Origin of the sequence: Streptomyces caeni (genome assembly GCF_042678285.1) — a bacterium.
Taxonomy (GTDB): Bacteria; Actinomycetota; Actinomycetes; order Streptomycetales; family Streptomycetaceae; genus Streptomyces; species Streptomyces caeni.
In genome coordinates this window covers 15,591-33,527 of sequence record NZ_JBHUDX010000088.1, presented here as the reverse complement: position 1 = coordinate 33,527, position 17,937 = coordinate 15,591, and the positions used below count along the sequence as shown (strand labels likewise).

At 70.6% G+C, this 17,937-nt stretch carries 17 protein-coding genes; 12 read left to right on the top strand and 5 right to left on the bottom strand.

Annotated features, from left to right (window positions below; all coding sequences use genetic code 11):
* Window positions 1-179 precede the first annotated feature (179 nt).
* From ACFSL4_RS29250 to ACFSL4_RS29230, 5 genes are all read left to right on the top strand, one after another.
* Window positions 180-812 (top strand): hypothetical protein, encoded by a 633-nt coding sequence (locus tag ACFSL4_RS29250; RefSeq protein WP_381089338.1) that lies wholly within the window; start codon window positions 180-182, stop codon window positions 810-812.
* Window positions 809-1,435: a TniB family NTP-binding protein gene (locus tag ACFSL4_RS29245; RefSeq protein ID WP_381089335.1), complete on the top strand. Its 627-nt coding sequence runs from the start codon at window positions 809-811 to the stop codon at window positions 1,433-1,435. The genes ACFSL4_RS29250 and ACFSL4_RS29245 overlap by 4 nt, the downstream gene beginning before the upstream one ends.
* A 105-nt stretch (window positions 1,436-1,540) precedes the next feature.
* The gene (locus tag ACFSL4_RS29240; RefSeq protein ID WP_381089332.1) at window positions 1,541-2,719 is read left to right on the top strand and encodes a tyrosine-type recombinase/integrase; all 1,179 of its coding nucleotides are present in this window, start codon (window positions 1,541-1,543) and stop codon (window positions 2,717-2,719) included.
* Window positions 2,716-5,340 (top strand): tyrosine-type recombinase/integrase, encoded by a 2,625-nt coding sequence (locus tag ACFSL4_RS29235; RefSeq protein ID WP_381089329.1) that lies wholly within the window; start codon window positions 2,716-2,718, stop codon window positions 5,338-5,340. Before ACFSL4_RS29240 ends, ACFSL4_RS29235 begins: the two co-directional genes overlap by 4 nt.
* On the top strand, window positions 5,337-5,930 hold the full coding sequence (locus ACFSL4_RS29230) for a DUF6262 family protein (protein ID WP_381089326.1): 594 nt from the start codon (window positions 5,337-5,339) through the stop codon (window positions 5,928-5,930). The genes ACFSL4_RS29235 and ACFSL4_RS29230 overlap by 4 nt, the downstream gene beginning before the upstream one ends.
* 174 nt (window positions 5,931-6,104) lie before the next feature.
* Here ACFSL4_RS29230 and ACFSL4_RS29225 read toward each other — a convergent pair whose 3' ends face one another.
* Window positions 6,105-6,539, bottom strand: coding sequence for a VOC family protein (locus tag ACFSL4_RS29225; protein WP_381089323.1), 435 nt, complete (start codon window positions 6,537-6,539; stop codon window positions 6,105-6,107).
* A gap of 170 nt (window positions 6,540-6,709) precedes the next feature.
* Here ACFSL4_RS29225 and ACFSL4_RS29220 point away from each other — a divergent pair, with 170 nt between their 5' ends.
* The 7 genes from ACFSL4_RS29220 (at window position 6,710) to ACFSL4_RS29190 (ending at window position 14,249) form a co-directional block, all read left to right on the top strand.
* The gene (locus ACFSL4_RS29220) at window positions 6,710-7,336 is read left to right on the top strand and encodes a hypothetical protein (protein WP_381089320.1); all 627 of its coding nucleotides are present in this window, start codon (window positions 6,710-6,712) and stop codon (window positions 7,334-7,336) included.
* 114 nt (window positions 7,337-7,450) lie between these two features.
* Window positions 7,451-9,115: a TniQ family protein gene (locus ACFSL4_RS29215; RefSeq protein WP_381089317.1), complete on the top strand. Its 1,665-nt coding sequence runs from the start codon at window positions 7,451-7,453 to the stop codon at window positions 9,113-9,115.
* 94 nt (window positions 9,116-9,209) lie between these two features.
* Complete coding sequence (gene argC / locus ACFSL4_RS29210) at window positions 9,210-10,238, top strand: N-acetyl-gamma-glutamyl-phosphate reductase (RefSeq protein ID WP_381089314.1); 1,029 nt, start codon at window positions 9,210-9,212, stop codon at window positions 10,236-10,238.
* The gene (gene argJ, locus ACFSL4_RS29205; protein ID WP_381089311.1) at window positions 10,235-11,386 is read left to right on the top strand and encodes a bifunctional glutamate N-acetyltransferase/amino-acid acetyltransferase ArgJ; all 1,152 of its coding nucleotides are present in this window, start codon (window positions 10,235-10,237) and stop codon (window positions 11,384-11,386) included. The genes argC and argJ overlap by 4 nt, the downstream gene beginning before the upstream one ends.
* A 163-nt stretch (window positions 11,387-11,549) precedes the next feature.
* The gene (gene argB / locus ACFSL4_RS29200) at window positions 11,550-12,497 is read left to right on the top strand and encodes an acetylglutamate kinase (RefSeq protein ID WP_381089308.1); all 948 of its coding nucleotides are present in this window, start codon (window positions 11,550-11,552) and stop codon (window positions 12,495-12,497) included.
* Window positions 12,494-13,705: an acetylornithine transaminase gene (locus ACFSL4_RS29195; RefSeq protein WP_381089305.1), complete on the top strand. Its 1,212-nt coding sequence runs from the start codon at window positions 12,494-12,496 to the stop codon at window positions 13,703-13,705. Before argB ends, ACFSL4_RS29195 begins: the two co-directional genes overlap by 4 nt.
* A 7-nt stretch (window positions 13,706-13,712) precedes the next feature.
* Window positions 13,713-14,249 (top strand): arginine repressor, encoded by a 537-nt coding sequence (locus ACFSL4_RS29190; protein ID WP_381089302.1) that lies wholly within the window; start codon window positions 13,713-13,715, stop codon window positions 14,247-14,249.
* Between the two features lie 127 nt (window positions 14,250-14,376).
* Here the strand turns inward: ACFSL4_RS29190 and ACFSL4_RS29185 are convergent, their stop codons facing one another.
* From ACFSL4_RS29185 to ACFSL4_RS29170, 4 genes are all read right to left on the bottom strand, one after another.
* Complete coding sequence (locus ACFSL4_RS29185; RefSeq protein WP_381089299.1) at window positions 14,377-15,165, bottom strand: FAD:protein FMN transferase; 789 nt, start codon at window positions 15,163-15,165, stop codon at window positions 14,377-14,379.
* A gap of 12 nt (window positions 15,166-15,177) precedes the next feature.
* Entirely contained in the window at window positions 15,178-15,966 is a 789-nt protein-coding gene (locus ACFSL4_RS29180) for an FMN-binding protein (RefSeq protein WP_381089296.1), read from the bottom strand.
* 28 nt (window positions 15,967-15,994) lie between these two features.
* A complete protein-coding gene (locus ACFSL4_RS29175) occupies window positions 15,995-17,332 on the bottom strand; it encodes a ferredoxin reductase family protein (protein WP_381089436.1) in 1,338 nt (445 codons plus the stop codon).
* A 125-nt stretch (window positions 17,333-17,457) separates the two neighbouring features.
* Window positions 17,458-17,937, bottom strand: coding sequence for an FMN-binding protein (locus ACFSL4_RS29170; protein WP_381089293.1), 480 nt, complete (start codon window positions 17,935-17,937; stop codon window positions 17,458-17,460).

Below are 17,937 nucleotides of genomic sequence, written 5' to 3'. Positions count from 1 at the left end.
ATATGCGCCCGCCTGGGACCCCGGCGGTCGGCACAGCCCGAACACCCTGTTCGCCACGGCGGCGGCCCGCGACGGGATCGCTCTGCAGATCCCGGACGCGAGCCTCTACCACCGCCTTCTGCCCGCGCACTTCGTCAAGATCCACGGCCGTCGCGGGGTCAAGATCGGCGGACTTTGGTATGGCGGCGACGACCCCGTCCTGGGCGAGCTCAGGTTGTTTCCCTCCCCTCGCAGCGGCACGCACCGGGACAAATGGGTCGTGCACCGCGACCCCCCGCGACTGCCGGCAGGCGTTCATCGAGCTCGCCGGGCAGTGGCACACCCTGCCCTGGAACGGACTGCCCACCGGCGAGGACGTCCTTGCGTTCTCCGACGCGCGAGTCCAGCAGGTCCTGCGCGAGGCCGCCCGGGCCGGGCTGACGCCCCGCGACGACACCGAACTCCTGCCCGTCCTGCTCGACTTGATCGGCGCCCGCTCCCCGGTGGACTCCTGGCCGAGCCAGATGACCAAGGCCGAGCGGACCGAGCGGGCCCGCGAAGTCGCCCGCGCCAGGGCCGCCGAACGCGACCGGAGGGCCCCCGCCGGCCTGACGCCGCTGCCCGTTGCGCCGTGGCCGGCCGAGCTCGTCCGCCAGACCCAGCAGGCCGTCGACGCGGAACGGCGCCGCCGACGCGAGGCCGCGGTCGCCGCTCCGCTCGTCTCACCGCCCCGCCTCGGCGACGGCCTGCGCGAGCACTCGCTGTTCACGCTGCCCGACACCGACGACGAGGCCGGTTCCGTTTCTCAACCGGTACAGGAAGGACCGCAGTGACAGGCGAGATGGAGACGCTGCCGTTCGTCCTGACCGGCCCCGCACCGGCCCGCGACACCGCGGCCGGCTGGCAGCACTGGTGCCGCACCCGCAAGCTGTTCGTTCCGGCGCCGGTGATGGACCGCGCGGCCTTCGGGCTGCTGAGCCGGCGCAAGAAGATGCTGCACAACCTCCACCGCACGGCCACGCACGCGAACCTGCAGCTGCTGGCCACCCCGATGAGCCGGGCGGTGGAGAAACTCCTCAGCGGCCGCATCGAGACCAACGCCTTGAAGATCAAGCCCACCACCCGGGCCGGGGTGATGGTCTCCGGCGGCGGCTACCAGGGCAAGACCGAATGCGTCTGCGAGATCGCCGCCGCCTTCCAGGAACGGTGGCTCGCTCTCAACGACTACTTCAACCCCGACGCCCGCCCAGGCAGCCGTGACCTCCACATCCCGGTCGCCTACGTCCAGACCCCGGTGACCGCGAAGCCGAAGAGCACCTGCAAGGCGATCCTGAACTTCTTCGACGCGCCGCTCGGCCCCCGCATGGACCTGCCCGACCTGATCCGCCAGGTCGCGGCGTCCCTGCGGGACCACGGCACCAAGGTCCTGATCCTGGACTTTACCGACCGCTCGTAGTCCTGCCCGTGATGTCCGTCTGGGGCTGTGACCAGCACGTCCTGGGCTTGTTTACCGACCGTGTCCGGGACGTCTGTCATGTTCTGGAGTCGGTACGGAGGACAAGTGGTACGGCACGTCGTGGTCGGGGACTTGAGGGTCCAGCGGATCGAGCGGAAGGACGGGCGGCGGTCGTGGACGATCGTCTGGCCCGAGGGGACGCTGCACATGGAGGCGGACCGGTTCCTGCGTGAGCACGAGGGTTCGGGCACGCAGAAGACCTACGCGTACTACCTGGTGGACCACCTGCGGTGGCTGGAGCGCGAGTGCCTGGCCTTCGATACGGTCCAGCTGCGGGACCTGGAGCGGTACATGGGGATCGTCGGCGCCGAGGTGCGCATGCCGCTCGGGGAACCGTGGCGGGTGGGCAAGCGCCCTTACGGCCGTTCGGCGCTGTCGACTGCGGCGGCCTGCTTGAAGGGCTTCTACCTGCAGCAGGCTTCTCGCGGGATCAACGGCGAGCTCGGCAAGAAACTCGATCAGTCCCGGCTGCCGACGCGGGCGGACAAGCGCCGCTCGTTCCTCGGGCACGTGAAGAACACGCTGCCGACCAACCCGCTGGCGCCGAAGGGGCCGCACCGCCGGCACCCGAAGATGCTGCCGGAGGGGGCGAGGGAGAGGCTGCTGGGGACGGTGAATGCCGCCCGGGACCGGCTGGTCGTCGACTGGCTTGCCGACGGGGGCTTGCGGATCGGTGAGCTTTGCGGGCTGCACCTGGTCGATCTGCACCTGCGGGAGAACGCAGCCTGCGGTGAGTGCCGCACCCCGCATCTGCACGTCTGCCACCGGCCCGGCAACCCGAACCGGGCCGAGGCCAAGACCAAGCACTCCTGGCGGGTCGAGCGCGGGACGGTGACCGGTGGGTTGATCAAGCGGGTCAGCCCGGCGATGGTGCACTCCTACTTCGAGTACATGACGACCGAGTACCCGCGCGGCGGAGGGCACGGCATGCTCCTGGTCCAGCTGCACGGTGCCGATGCCGGGCAGCCGTGGGCGCCGGTCGGCGCCCGGCGGATGCTCGGCCGGGCCGGGAAACGCGCTGGTCTGGGGCTGGTGAAACCCCATGCCTTCCGGCACACCTTTACCTCCGCAGTTCTCGATGCCGCGGACGGCAACACGCTGATCGCCCGGGACGCCGGCGGCTGGGCCTCGGCCGCGATGGTTGATGAGGTCTACGGGCATGTCGATGTCCACGACCCGGTCTTCGACGCCGCGCTTCGCACGGTCTGGGGTGAGACGAAGTGACCGCGAACTCCCTGCTGCCCCTCTACACCGAACGACCCGACCGCGAGGGCCGGGACCGGCTGGAGATCCTCACCGCGCTGATCGGCGCCCCGTCCTTCGCTCCGCTCTTCCGCGAGACGCTCGTCAGGATTCCCCAGGACCATCCCGTCTACCAGTGGGGATGCGTCGTCGGCGCTTGCGAACGTGTCCGGTCCGGAGGGACGGACCTGTGCTCCAACCACTTTCAACAGTGGTCAAAGGCGCGGGAGTCGGGCGCGACCCAGGCGGAGTTCCTCACCACGGCACAGCCACTGTCCCGGGCCGAGTTCGAGCGCGAGGGTCCGTGCTTGATCTGCCCCGAGCGGCCGGCGGAGCCGCGGACCGACCTGCGGTTGTGCCGCTACCACTACAGCTCCTGGAAGTACTACGTCGCCCCGCGCGAATCCGGGGTGGACTTCGAGCAGTGGGTCGCTGAACAGGAGCCACGCGAGGGTTACGGTCACTGCGAGGCCATGGTCTGCCCCGGGCTGGCCGAGTCGCCGCTTGGTTTGTGCAGCTGGCACTGGCACCGCTACAAGCGCGACCACCGTCCCGGCGGAGCGGCCCTTCCGGCCAGCTGGTGGCAACGCCATGAGAGCCAGGGACGCCCCGTCCCCGTCTCCTGCACGGACGAGAACGCCTTGCGCACCTGGTGCGCGATGGTCGATCCCGCCCCGCGGCCGGGGCTGGTCAACCTGCGCGGTCTGCGGCCGCTGCTGCGAGCCGAGATCCAGTACACCCTGTTCGCCCACACCCAGCAGGACCGACACAGCATCTGGCGCCTGGAGTGGATCCAGAAACTCGTCAACCTCGCGCGAGAACGCGGCGCCGGCTCGCTGACCGACCTGGATCTGGACGACTTCCCGCGGTTTCACACCTCGATCGTGAAGAAGATGCTCCACTACCTGCGGCTTGTCTACTTCACCCCCGAGCAGACGCGGGACGCCGGGTTCCTTGAGACCGACCACTTCGGCATCTGCTCCCCCCACCGGGCCAGCCACATCGACCTGACCCGCATTACCCAGCGCTGGCTGCGTGACCTGCTCTGGGACTACATCGCCGAGTTGATCCGCTCGCCCCACCGCCCGCGCACCGCGGTGCCCATCGACGGCATCCGCCGGGCCTGCACCGAGCTGAGCGCGTTCATGGAGGTCGACGCCCCGGGCGGCGGCCACGACCCGGCCGCTCTGCGGGTGGAGCACATGCACCGCTTCATCGCCGACCAGCGCCATCGTGAACGCCACGGGATGCCCTCGTTGGTGATGAAAGGGCTCTACGGCAAGCTGTCGACGGTCACCTCCGTCACCCGCACCGACGTGTTCAACGGAGTCCGCAAGCTGCTGCGGAACGCGCTGGAGAACGGCACCGCTGAACGGCTCGGACTGGACCGCGAGTTCATCATCGCCATGCCGTTCGCCGGCGGCGAGCCGCTGCGGGCCCGGCGTCCCTTTCCCGACGAGGTCGCCCGAGCCCTGACCGAGGAGGCCAACCTCGCCCGGCTCGCAGAACAGTACGACCCCGATGACCAGGGGATGCGGGATGTCTGGGAGACCATCGTGCTGACCGGTCGCCGCGTGAACGAGGTCCTCAAGCTGCGCTGGAACTGCATCGGCCGCTACGGCGGCCTGCCGATGTTCTGGCACGACCAGACCAAGGTCGGCAACTACGACGCCGCGATACGTATCCCCGACCGGCTCTACGACCTCCTCGCCGAACGGCAGCGCAAGACCCTGGACCGCTTCGTCGCCCGGCACGGACGCCGCCCCACCAGTGCCGAACGCACCCAACTCGCCCTGTTCACCAGCAAGGTCCGCAACCCCGACGGCTCCACCGCCCTGTCCTACCAGTGGTTCCACCGGCGGTTCAAGGAATGGATCACTGAACTCGACCTCGGCCACCACGTCCCCCACCAGGCTCGCCACACTCTGGCCACCAGCCTGCTTCGGGCCGGAGCAAGCCTCACCCACATCCGCCGTTACCTCGGCCAGGTCTCCGACCGTATGGCCGAGCACTACGTCCACTTGACCAGCGAAGACTTGGAGAACGTCCTCCAGCACGTCTGGGTCACCGGCCCCGGCACCGCCCAACCCGGCGAACTCCTCGCCGGGGAGACCACCCCGCTCACCCGCGAGCAGGCCCAGGCCCTCGCCATCGACCTCGCCCGCCGCAGCACCCCCGCCGAGGGCGGATTCTGCACCTTCCAGCCCGTCGTCGACGGTGGAGCCTGCCCCTGGAACCTCGACTGCCACAACTGCGACAAGTTCGTCCTCTCCGGCGCCGATCTCCTCTACTGGCGGCGCAAGCGCGAACAGTGGCGACTGCTGGCCGAGGGCGCCCCGGACGACGCGACCGCCGACTACCTGCACCGCCACTTCGAGCCCACCGCCCGCGCCATCGACGGCCTGGAGAAGGCCCTGGCCGGCCTCGGCCTCCTCGACGACGCCCTCGCCCTGGACCTGCGCAAACCCCAGGACTACTTCCACCGCGTGTGGTCCACGGCCTTCCGCGCTGCCGACCTCGCCGACGCCGGCAGCGACGAGGAGGTCGAGTACAGCAATACGTGCACAACCGGCGGCGACGATCTCGAACAGGACATCGCATGAACTCCGCAACCGTCCCTGAGCCCCGCACCGCAGCGGCCTTGGCGGCCCGCCGCCGCAAGACCGAGATCGCTCTCCAGCGCGTCCATGAGGCCATCACCCGCCTCCGGCGCGAGGGGGCCCAGGTCAGCGTCGCCGCCGTCGCCCGCCGCGCGGACGTCTCCCGCACCTTCCTCTACGACAACGCCGAGGCCAGAGCCGCGGTCGCCACGGCGATGGCCGACGCCGGCGAGCGCCGATCCCGGACCCTCGCCGAGCAGGACGACGAGCGCGAGGCGACTTGGCGCGAACGCGCCCTAAACGCTGAGGACGCCCTCAAGGCTGCCCACGCCGAGATCCTCACCCAGCGCACCCGCATCGGTGAACTCATCGGCCAGATAAGGGACTTGCAAGCCGAGTGGACCGAGGAAGCCATCCAGCGGATCACCACCGAGAACACCACCCTCAAACAAAAGGTCCGCCAGCTGACCGCTGACAACCGCACCCTCGACGAGCGGCTCAAAGCCGCCCGCTCCAACCTCCGCTTCCAGGACCGACGCGTCGCCGACCTCGAAGCCCAGATCACCAACCCCTCACAGGGAGTTCAGCAGTGACGCGATAGCTCCGGGAAACGCGCCTGACGGCACGACCCGGTCCGGAGAGTCCGGCCGCCTTCAACGGCCGGACTCCCGGGCTGCCACCATGGAGCGTCGACGGATTGTCGACGGTGAGAGCAGTACTCGGCCAGCCGAGGCCGAGGCGGGGGAACGTCCCGACCTCTGCCAGCCTCAGGCCGAGGCTGCGGCGACGCAGAACTCGTTGCCCTCCGGGTCGGTCATCACAACGTGATGACCGACGAACTCCTGTTGGACGGCCCCGCCCGCCTTCACCAGCCGCTCAGACTCGGCCTTGATCCGTGCCCACCGCTCACCGGCACTGCCGTGCCCCGGCACCCGAACGTCGATATGAAGCCGGTTCTTCGCCGTCTTCGGTTCGGGGACCTTGAGGATGGAGAGACGAGGGCCGACGCCGTCGGGATCGCAGAGCCATGCCCCGTCGTCCTCGGAGTCGTCCTCCGGCAGGTCAAACTGCGCGAGCCACTCCTCGCGGGTCTTGAAGGGAGCAGGCGGCGGCTCGTCGATATAGCCCAGTGCCGTCTTCCAGAAACCGGCGAGGAGTTGTGCGTTCGCGCAATCGAGGGTCAGATCGATTTTGGCTGCCATGGCAGGACCGTACTGCACACCTCTGACAGCTACCGCCGTCACCAGTGCTCGTGATCTCCCGGAGAACGTTGACCGACCGTCGTGGACATGTAGTCTATACATCGTCGCAGTTCAGAGCCGGTTCACGAGCTCCTGCGGTCGGTAAACTGGACGACATCACGAGGCTTCGCATGCACAGGGCCGACGACCAGGACACCCTCGACCTGATCCGCGCGTTCATGAGCATGAACGTCACCCTGGTCCTGGTCGGCGTCGACATCCCGGGCTCCGGACTGCTGCGCGAAGGGCGCCACGACCCGGCCACCGGCCAGTGGCGGCTCCGGCCCTCCAGGCACGCCAAAGCCCACGGGCTGGAGGCCACTCAGACCGAACGGCGTTTCGACCTGATCGAGCTGGACCGCTTCCACTACAGCACCGCGCCTCAGATCACCGCCTGTGTCCAGCACCTGCACGGCGTCCAGAGCGGCCTTCGGCTCCTGGACGCGGTCCCCGGCATGCTCACCGAGGGCACGATGCCCGAGTACCTCTACCACCGCACCAACGGTGTCGTCGGCCTTCTGGAACGGCTGATCGAAGACGGCTGCCGCGAGGCCATCGACTCCGGCCGCGAACGCCTGGACGAAGAACTCCTCGAGGGCATCGCCATCGACCTGCGCGACAGCGACCGGCGCGACGCTGGCGCCGGTGAAGTCCCCGCCGTCCCGGAAAAACCCGCCCCGCGCAAGCCCCGCCGCGGCCGCAACACCGTCTTCGACGACCGCGGCCCCCTCGGCACAGCCCAGGAGAGCGCCCGATGATCACCCCGCTGCCCCGGAGCCTGGACCCGCTGCCCGGCGAACTGCTGGCCGGCTACGTGATGCGGCTCGCCCACCGCCCGCACCGCCCTCTCCCTCGAACTGCCGGCCCCGCGGATGAACGACTTCCAGACCGCCCCCCGCCTCACCGCAGCCGAGGCCACGGCCCTGACCCTGCTGCCGCTCGCACCCCGCTACCCACCCATCGCCCAGAGCCTCGATGTCGTCCGCGCCGGCAAGCGCATCCCCGCGCTGGACTGGCTCTTCCCCGCAGCGGCCCGCTACTGCCCCGACTGCCTCGCCGGCGACGGGACGCCGCTGCAGACGGACCACGGCGGCCCCTGGAAGACCGACTGGAGACTGCCCGTCATCTTCGCCTGCGAGTACCACCAGCGCTTCCTCGAACACCTCTGTCCTGAATGCCAGCGACCGCTCACCGACCGCCCCGGACAGCTCATCGCCCGCCCGACCATCGCGGGACTCCACCCCGCCCAGTGCCGAGCACCCCTCGCTCACGAGTCCCGCCGCACACAACGGACGGCCCAACTCTGCGGAGCCCGCCTCGACCAGCAGCCGCCCGGACCAGCAGAACCCTTGCCCGAGGCACTCTCCACACTGCAGAAGAAGATCACCGCCATGCTCAGCCCGAACACCCCGGCGGCGACGGCCAGCCAGTACTTCACCGATCTCCAGATGGTCAGCGGGCTCGTCATGATCACCTGGCCGAAGGCCCGGCCCACCGCACAGAACGTCGACAGCCACCGCACCGATCAGGTTCTGGCCGCCCGCCAGGACACCTCGCACTCCCTGCATGTCAGCACGCCGCCCCAGGACGCCCGGGCCTGCGCAAGCGTCCTCCTCGCCGCCGACGCCATCCTGTCGGCCACCGACCTGCGATCTGCGCTGGCCCCACTCGCACCAGTCGAGAACCGCACCCGCAGCGACATGGCCCCGAAACGTCACCGCAGCTGGGATACCGCATTCCGTCGCTATCGGGGCGACTGTTCCGAAAGGTTCCAGAACGCCGCCGAATACCTGGTCTCCACGCACCGACGAAGCGGCAGGGGCGGCAGCCGGCTGCCCCAACGCGGCCTCGACTACGGCCCCCAGCACGTTCCGGCGTTCCTCCCCCTGGAGTGGGCCGAACGCCACCTCAGCGACTTCACCGTCGCCTTCAGCATGCCGGTCCTGCGGCGCACAACCTCCGCCTTCCTCATCCGACGAGCCCTCGGCAAGACCATCGTCGACGCCGCCGAGTTCCTCGGACTCGGCATCGACGGGAAGGGTCTGGGCGGGCCCATCGCCAGATGGGCCCGCCGGCAGGGCACCCCGGAGGCATACGAACGAGCCCTGGACGCGATCGCCGCAGAGCTCGCCTCCTCACCGCTGATCGACTACCGGCACCGACGCACTCTTCTCGCCGACTGGGCGCTGCCACCAGACGCATGGCACCAGATCGCCGACCAGCTGAAACGCCAACCCACGAGCCCCCGCTACATCTCCGACGACCGCGTACGCCTCGCCGCCACGGCCCACATCTGGACCCAAGTCACTCACGGCGAAACCCAATTCGCCCCACAACCGGCCGAAGCCCGAAACGACCCCGAGCTCGACGCTGCATGGAGCCAGGACCGGTTCACCATCGGTCACTGGCTCCGGCAGAACAAGGTGCCCCTCTACCAGCAGATGAAGCCGCTTCTCGACGCCTACGCCGCCCAGCTCACCCGAGCCGTCGACGCCGCCCGCTCAACTCGCCAACTCGCACGCTCACTCGCCAACTGAAGCGCTCAGTCACAGGAACCGGGCGGCCGTACGCTGCATGGATTGCATAAACGTGCAGGGAAACGTATACTCATGCCATCTAGGAGGAGGTTCCATGACGGTACGTGCGGCGGTGGCCGGAGCGAGCGGATACGCGGGCGGAGAGCTCCTGCGGCTGCTCTTGGCGCACCCCGGGGTCGAGATCGGCGCGCTGACCGGGAACTCCAATGCCGGTCAGCGGCTCGGCGTGCTGCAGCCGCATCTGCTGCCCCTCGCCGACCGCGTGCTGGAGGAGACCACAGCCGGGGTCCTGGCCGGGCACGAGGTGGTCTTCCTCGCCCTGCCCCACGGGCAGTCCGCCGCTGTCGCCGAGCGGCTCGGCCCCGATGTGCTCGTGATCGACATGGGTGCCGACTTCCGCCTCAAGGACGCGTCCGACTGGGAGACGTTCTACGGTTCCCCGCACGCCGGGACCTGGCCCTACGGCCTCCCCGAACTGCCGGGTGCCCGCGCTGCGCTGGAGGGGTCCAAGCGCATCGCGGTACCCGGTTGCTATCCGACCGCCGCCACGCTCGCGCTCTTCCCCGCATATGCCGCCCATCTCGCAGAGAACGAGGCGGTGATCGTCGCCGCCTCCGGCACCTCGGGCGCCGGCAAGGCGCCCAAGCCGCATCTGCTCGGCAGCGAGGTCATGGGCTCCATGACCCCCTACGGCGTCGGTGGCGTGCACCGGCACACCCCCGAGATGATCCAGAACCTCGGCGCGGTCGCAGGGCGGCCCGTCTCCGTCTCCTTCACGCCCACCCTCGCGCCGATGCCCCGCGGCATCCTGGCCACCTGCAGCGCGAAGGCGAAGCCCGGCGTCACCGCCGAGTCCGTCCGCGCCGCCTACGAGAAGGCCTTCGCCGACGAGCCCTTCGTGCACCTGCTCCCCGAGGGGCAGTGGCCCGCCACCGCGTCGGTCTACGGTTCCAACGCCGTTCAGGTGCAGGTCGCCCACGACGCCGCCGCGCACCGCATCATCGCGATCAGCGCCATCGACAACCTGGCCAAGGGCACCGCGGGCGGTGCCGTCCAGAGCATGAACATCGCTCTCGGGCTCCCCGAGGAGCTCGGACTTTCCACGATCGGAGTCGCACCGTGAGTGTCACGGCAGCAAGGGGGTTCCGGGCCGCGGGCATCGCCGCCGGGATCAAGCAGAACGGCAACCCGGACCTGGCCCTCGTGGTCAACGACGGGCCCCGCCGTGCCGCCGCGGGCGTCTTCACCTCCAACCGTGTCAAGGCCGCGCCGGTGCTGTGGTCCGAGCAGGTCCTCAGGACCGGCCGGCTCTCCGCCGTGGTCCTCAACTCCGGGGGTGCCAACGCCTGTACGGGACCCAAGGGATTCCAGGACACCCACGCCACCGCCGAGAAGGCCGCCGACGTCCTGGGCCTCGGCCCCATCGAGGTCGCCGTCTGCTCCACCGGCCTCATCGGCGTCCTGCTGCCCATGGACAAACTGCTCCCGGGGATCGGGACGGCCGCCGCCCAGCTGTCCGAGCACGGCGGTGAGAAGGCCGCCATCGCCATCAAGACCACCGACACCGTCCACAAGACGTCCGTCGTCACGAAGGACGGCTGGACCGTCGGCGGCATGGCCAAGGGAGCCGGCATGCTCGCGCCGGGCCTGGCCACCATGCTCGTCGTCCTCACCACGGACGCCGACGCCGACAGCGAGACGCTGGACCGGGCCCTGCGCGCCGCCACCGGGGTCACCTTCGACCGCGTCGACTCCGACGGCTGCATGTCCACCAACGACACCGTCCTGCTGCTCGCCTCGGGTTCCGCCGGCGTCGCGCCCCCCTACGAGGAGTTCGCCGAGGCCGTGCGGGCCGTCTGCGCCGACCTCGCCCGGCAGCTCATCGGCGACGCCGAGGGGGCCGGCAAGGACATCAAGGTCGAGGTGATCAACGCCGCGACCGAGGACGACGCCGTCGAGGTGGGCCGGTCCATCGCCCGCAACAACCTCCTCAAGTGCGCGATCCACGGCGAGGACCCCAACTGGGGCCGGGTGCTCTCCGCCATCGGCACCACGTCCGCGGCCTTCGAGCCGGACCAGCTCAACGTCGCCATCAACGGCGTCTGGGTCTGCAAGAACGGCTCGGTCGGCGACGACCGCGACCTCGTCGACATGCGCTACCGCGAGGTTCACATCGTCGCGGACCTCGCGGCAGGCCATGAGTCTGCGACGATCTGGACCAACGACCTCACGGCCGACTATGTCCACGAGAACAGCGCCTACTCGTCTTGACGTGCCCGCTTGGCTGTCGAGGGTCCTCGTCGTCGCCGACGAGGGTTCCTGTTTCACGGGCGACCGCTCACCCCGGACACGTCCGGGACGAGTCTCACATCGCCTCCGCAGGCCAACACCGCCCGCCCGGCGGCTTGACCTAAAATCTTTCCGAAAGTCGGCTATGACGGTCAATCACTCAGAAGAGCGAAAGTCTTCGACGCGCAAGCACACCGCACAGCCCAAGGCCCGGATCCTCATCGAGGCACTGCCCTGGCTGACCCGGCACCACGGCAGGACCGTCGTCATCAAGTTCGGCGGCAACGCCATGGTGAACGAGGAGCTGAAGGCCGCCTTCGCCCAGGACGTGGTCTTCCTGCGGCACGCAGGTCTGCGGCCCGTCGTCGTGCACGGCGGCGGGCCGCAGATCAGCGCCGCCCTCGACCGGCACGGCATCGTCAGCGAGTTCAAGGCGGGCCTGCGCGTCACCACGGAGGAGGCCATGGACGTCGTCCGCATGGTGCTCGCCGGGCAGGTGCAGCGCGAGCTGGTCGGACTGCTCAACCGGCACGGGCCGCTCGCCGTCGGCCTCACCGGCGAGGACGCGCACACCATGACCGCGATCAGGCACCGGCCCGAGATCGACGGCGAGCTCGTCGACATCGGGCGGGTGGGCGAGATCACCGGGATCGACACGGGCGCGATCGAGGCCCTGCTCGCCGACGGCCGTATCCCGGTCGTCTCGTCGATCGCCCGCAGCCAGGACGACGGGCACGTCTACAACGTCAACGCCGACACGGCGGCCGCGGCACTCGCCGCGGCACTGGGCGCCGAAACCCTCATGGTCCTCACGGACGTCGAGGGCCTCTACGAGGACTGGCCGAACAGCGACGAGGTGATCAGCCGCCTCACCGCATCCCAACTGGAAAACCTGCTGCCGGAGTTGTCCTCCGGCATGGTGCCGAAGATGGAGGGCTGCCTGTACGCCGTGCGCAACGGCGTGCGCACCGCCCGTGTCATCGACGGCCGGGTCCAGCACTCGATCCTGCTGGAGATCTTCACCGACGAGGGCATCGGCACCATGGTCGTGCCCGACGAGAGCGATCAGGCGAACAAGGGGGACGCTGTATGACCGCCAACGAGGAGCTCACCCGGCGGTGGCAGGGCGCGCTCATGAACAACTACGGCACCCCGCGGCTGCCCCTGGTGCGGGGCGAGGGCGCCCGGCTGTGGGCCGCCGACGGCACGGAGTACGTCGACTTCGTCGGCGGCATCGCCGTCAACGCGCTCGGCCACGCCCACCCCGCGGTCGTCGAGGCCGTCAGCCGGCAGATCGCCTCCCTCGGCCATGTCTCCAACCTGTTCATCGCGCAGCCGCCCGTCGCCCTCGCCGAGCGGCTGCTCCAGCTCTTCGGCCGGGAGGGCAGGGTCTACTTCTGCAACTCCGGGGCCGAGGCCAACGAGGGCGCTTTCAAGATCGGCCGGCTGACCGGGCGCACCCACATGGTCGCCACCGCGGGCGGCTTCCACGGCCGCACCATGGGCGCCCTCGCCCTCACCGGCCAGCCCGGCAAGCAGGCGCCGTTCCGGCCGCTGCCCGGCGACGTCACGCACGTCCCCTACGGTGACGCCCAGGCGCTGGCCGCCGCGGTGACCGAGGACACCGCGCTCGTGGTCATCGAGCCGATCCAGGGCGAGAACGGCGTCGTCGTGCCGCCCCCCGGTTACCTGAAGGCGGCCCGCGCGATCACCGCCGCCACCGGGGCGCTGCTCGTCCTCGACGAGGTGCAGACCGGAATCGGCCGCACCGGGCACTGGTTCGAGTACCAGGCCCACGAGGGCGTCCTGCCGGACGTGGTCACGCTCGCCAAGGGCCTCGGCGGGGGCCTGCCGCTGGGTGCCACCGTCGCCTTCGGACGGGCGGCGGACCTGCTCCGGCCCGGTCAGCACGGCACGACCTTCGGCGGCAACCCCGTCGCGTGCGCCGCCGGGCTCGCCGTCCTCGACACCATCGCGGCCGACGGCCTCCTGGAGAACGTGAAGCGGCAGAGCGAGAAGCTGCGGGACGGAATCGAGGGCGCGGGCACCGGTTTCCGGCACCCGCTGGTCGACCATGTCCGGGGCGCGGGCCTCCTCCTGGGTATCGTGCTCACCGAGCCGCTGGCGCAGCAGGTGCAGCAAGCGGCTCAGGACGCCGGTTTCCTGGTGAACGCGCCCGCCCCGAACGTCGTACGGCTCATGCCACCGCTGACCCTCGGCGACGACGAGGTGGAGGCGTTCCTCCGGGCGCTTCCCGGTGTCTTCGACGCAGTGAGCGGGGACGGACGATCCGGAGAATGAGACGACGATGAGTCAGGCGCAGGACCACGAGCAGGCGGGGCCCTCCGTGCCGCAGACCCGCACCGCACGCCACCGCCGGATCGTGGACATCCTCAACCGGCAACCGGTGCGCTCGCAGAGCCAGTTGGCGAAGCTCCTCGCCGACGACGGGCTGAGCGTCACCCAGGCGACGCTCTCCCGGGACCTGGACGAGCTGAACGCGGTGAAGATCCGCAACACCGACGGCGACCTGATCTACGCGGTACCGAGCGAGGGCGGCTTCCGCACCCCGCGCGCGCCGCTGGGCGAGTCGGCCAAGGAGGAGCGGATGCGGCGCCTGTCCCAGGAGCTGCTGATCTCCGCGGAGGCGTCCGCGAACCTCGTGGTCCTGCGGACACCCCCGGGCGCGGCGCAGTTCCTCGCCTCGGCCATCGACCAGGCGGAGCTGCACGACATCCTCGGCACCATCGCCGGCGACGACACCCTCCTGCTGATCAGCCGCGACCCGAGTGGCGGCCAGGCCCTGGCGGACCACCTGCTGCGGCTGGCGCAGAACACCCACTGAGCACGCCACCGGCGCATCCGGCGGCCCACGACGGCCCACGACGGCACACGACGGCACACGACGGCACACGACGGCACACGAGAAGGGCGTACCGCCTCCGGTACGCCCCACGCCCTCCTCGCACGCGTCAGCCCAGCCGCGCCGCCAGCCCTCCCGTGCACCGAACCTCGTCGCCCGCCGTGATCAGCAGGGCCTCGGCGTCCGGCAGCGACTCCAGCCACGCCAGGGCCTGCCGCGAGCCCATCGCGAAGGCCGCCGTCGCCCAGATGTCGGCCCAGGTCAGCCGGGGAGCCACCACGGTCACGGCGACCAGGTCGGTGACCGCGGGCCTGCCGGTGCGCGGGTCCACAATGTGCGCGCCGCGCTCCGCGGTCCCGGACGTGGCCACGGCCAGCTCGTCGGCGCCGGCCGCGGAGACCACCGCCGCCAGCGCGCCGGGGCGCAGCGGATCCGACACACCCACCCGCCAGGGGCGGTGCGGGCCGGGCACGCCGAACATCTGCACGTCCCCGCCGCCGTTGACACTGACCCCGCTCACTCCGGTGGCGGCCAGGTGCCGGGCCGCCCGCTCGGCGGCCCAGCCCTTGACGATCCCGGTCGGGTCGATCCGTCCCGCGTAGCGCGTGCTGAACCAGCCGTCGCTGACCCGCTCGGCCTCCTCGCCGAGCGCGAGCACCCCGGCGACCTCCGGATCGCAGTCCCCGACGGTCAGCTCGCCGCGGGCGAGCCGTGAGATCTGGCTGTCCTCCCGGTAGGTGCTGAACACCTCGTTCACCCGGTGGAGTCCGGCGACCGCCTCCTCCAGCGCGGTCCGCACGGCCTCAGGCTCGCCGCCGCGCACGTCGAAGGAGAAGACGGTGCCCATCACCTCCTCCGCGTGGCGCAGCGCGGGCGGTGCCTCGGCGGGATCGGTCATGTGCCCGACCACTCAGCCACCGGCCTTGTCCAGGGCGGACTGCAGGGACTGCTTGTACCCGGCGCTGGTATAGGTCGCGCCGGAGACCGCGTCGATGTTCGCACTCTGCGCGCTCACCGCCTCCTGGTTGAGCTTGGGTACGGCCATGGCGGTCACCTGGCCGCTGTGGCCGCCCTTGGGCGCCTGCACCGCCTCGGCCCCGGTGACCTTGCCTCCGCTGAGGGTGACCCGGACCTGGACGCTGCCGTACTGCGTCTGCGCCGCGTCACCCATGACCGTACGCGCCTGGGCCGACGCCCCGGAACCGTCGGCCGACCCGGACGTACCGCTGCCGGTGGACGCGGCCCTCGCCTTGTCGATCGCCGACTGCAGTGAGCGCCGGTAACCCCGGCTGGTGTAGGTGGCGCCGGAGACCGCGTCGATGTTCGCACTCTGCGCGCTCACCGCCTCCTGGTTGAGTCTGGGCACGGCCATGGCGGTCTTCTGGCCGCTGAGTCCACCGGAGGGTGCCTGCACCGCCTCGGCCCCGGTGATCCTGCCGCCGCTGACGGTGAGGCGGACCTGCACGGGGCCGTACTCCGTCTTCTCCACGTCGCCGGTGACGGTCCGCGTGCCCGTCTGCTGCCCGCTGCCGCCCTGCGGTGACTCCTGCCCCGCCGCCGTCTGCTGCGGTGCGGCTCCGCCCGCCGCCTGCGCCGAGGCCGGGCCGGAGCCCGGCTTCAGCGACAGCAGCAGCACGATGCCGGACACGGTGGCGGCGGTGGCGAGCACGGCACGTCGTATGGGGTGGCTCTTCCTCATCGCTCCTGAGCTCCTGATGTCCCGTCGCTCACATCTCGAACGACTCGTGATGGATGCGGCGGGCGGGGACCCCCGCGCCGCGCAGTGCTTCGTACACCTGCTGCGCGAAGCCGGGCGGACCGCACATGAAGACGTCGTGACGGTCGATGTCCGGCAGCTTCCGGCGCAGGGTCTCCGGTGAGATGTCCGGGCGTTCCCCGTCGGGGCTGTTGACCGCGTACATCAGCCGCGCGCCCCGCTCCTCGGCTATCTGGGCGAGTTCGTCCCACAGGGCCAGGTCCTGGGTGCTGTTGGCCCGGTACAGCAGCGTGAGGTCGCCCGCGGCACCGGGCAGCGTCTCGAACAGGGCCCGCATCGGCGTGATGCCGACGCCGCCGGCCACCAGCAGCACCTTGCCCCGGCGGCGCCGGTCCGCGGTGAGCGCCCCGTACGGGCCCTCCGCCCACACCCGGGTGCCGGGCCTGAGGTCCCGCAGCGCAAAGCTGTGGTCGCCGATCGCCTTCACCGTGATGCGCAGCATGTTGGGGCGCGGCGCCGCCGACAGCGAGTACGGGTGCGAGCTGAACCGCATGCCGGGCGCGAGGAAGCGCCAGCGGAAGAACTGCCCGGCCTCCGCGCCCATCCGGTGCAGCCTCCGCCCGCTCATCAGCACCGAGACGACCCCCGGGGCCTCCTCGACGACCGCCTCGACCCGCAACCGGTGACGCAGGTTCAGCCTGATCGGCGTGATGATCCGGTACCAGACCAGCAGCGCGGTCACCGATCCGTACAGCGCGTACCAGGCGGTCTTCGCCTCGGGCTGGACCGCGAACTCGTTGCCCGTCGACAGCTGGTGCCAGAACGAGAGGTAGGTCGCCGCGTAGGTGAGCAGATGGACGTGGTACCAGAGGTCGTAGGAGATCCTGCGGCGCACCGGCCCGATCGAGAGCAGCCCGATGAGCACCAGCAGTCCCGTGCCGACGGTCGCCTTGCCCACGTCCGGCAGCTGGCCGACCGAGTCGACGGTCTGCTGCACGATCCCGCCGAGCCCTTTGCCGCTCTGCAGGGCGTAGCCCCACATCGTCAGGAGGAGATGGGCGAGGACCAGGCAGATCGTGTACCGGCCGGTCATCGCGTGCCAGCGCGCGACACGGTCGGAGCCGACCCGGCGTTCCAGCGCGGGCACCCGCGCCATCTGCAGCACGACCAGCGCCATCAGATAGCCGGCGAGCAGGCCGGTGATCCGTCCCGCGTTGAGGATCCTGCTGGTGTCGTCCGCGACGGACGGGGTGTTCATCCACCACAGCCACAGCACGCCCGCCGCGCCCGCCCAGACGGCGAGCAGCAGCGGGACGGCGTGGGAGCGGCGTGGGCGGATGGCGCGCATCGTCTGGCGCCGTGCGGCGCGGCCACCGGCGATCGTGGACACGGTGTCCTCCGTGTTCCTGCGTGGGACGGGACGAGGCCAGTGGCCCCCTTGGCCCACAGGTACGTGCCGGAGGCCGCGCGCGTTCAACCCCTCGCGGAGTCCAGCGCCGACTGCAGCGACTGCTGGTAGCCCTGGCTGGTGTAGGAGGCCCCGGAGACCGCGTCGATCTGGGCGCTCTGCGCGGCCAGCGCCTCCCGGTTGAGCTGCGGGACGGCGTAGCCGTTGATCTCCTGGTCCCTCGGGTTGTCCTGCGGGTAGGTGACCGCCGTGACGTCGGTGAGCCTGCCGTTCTCCAGCGTGATCCGGACCTGGACGGGGCCGTAGCGGGTGTCGACCGAGTCGCCGGTGACGGTCTTGGTGCCGGTCGAGGTGGATCCGCCCGTCCCACCGGAACCGCCCGACCCGCCCGATGTACCCGCGCTGCTCGACGGGGCGGGCACCGCCACGGCGATGCCGGGCGTGGAGTGAGGCTTCATCGACAGCAGCAGCACCATCCCGGTGACGGTGGCGGCGCTCGCCAGCACGATGCGGCGCAGCGGGCTCTTCCTCTTCAACGCGTGCAT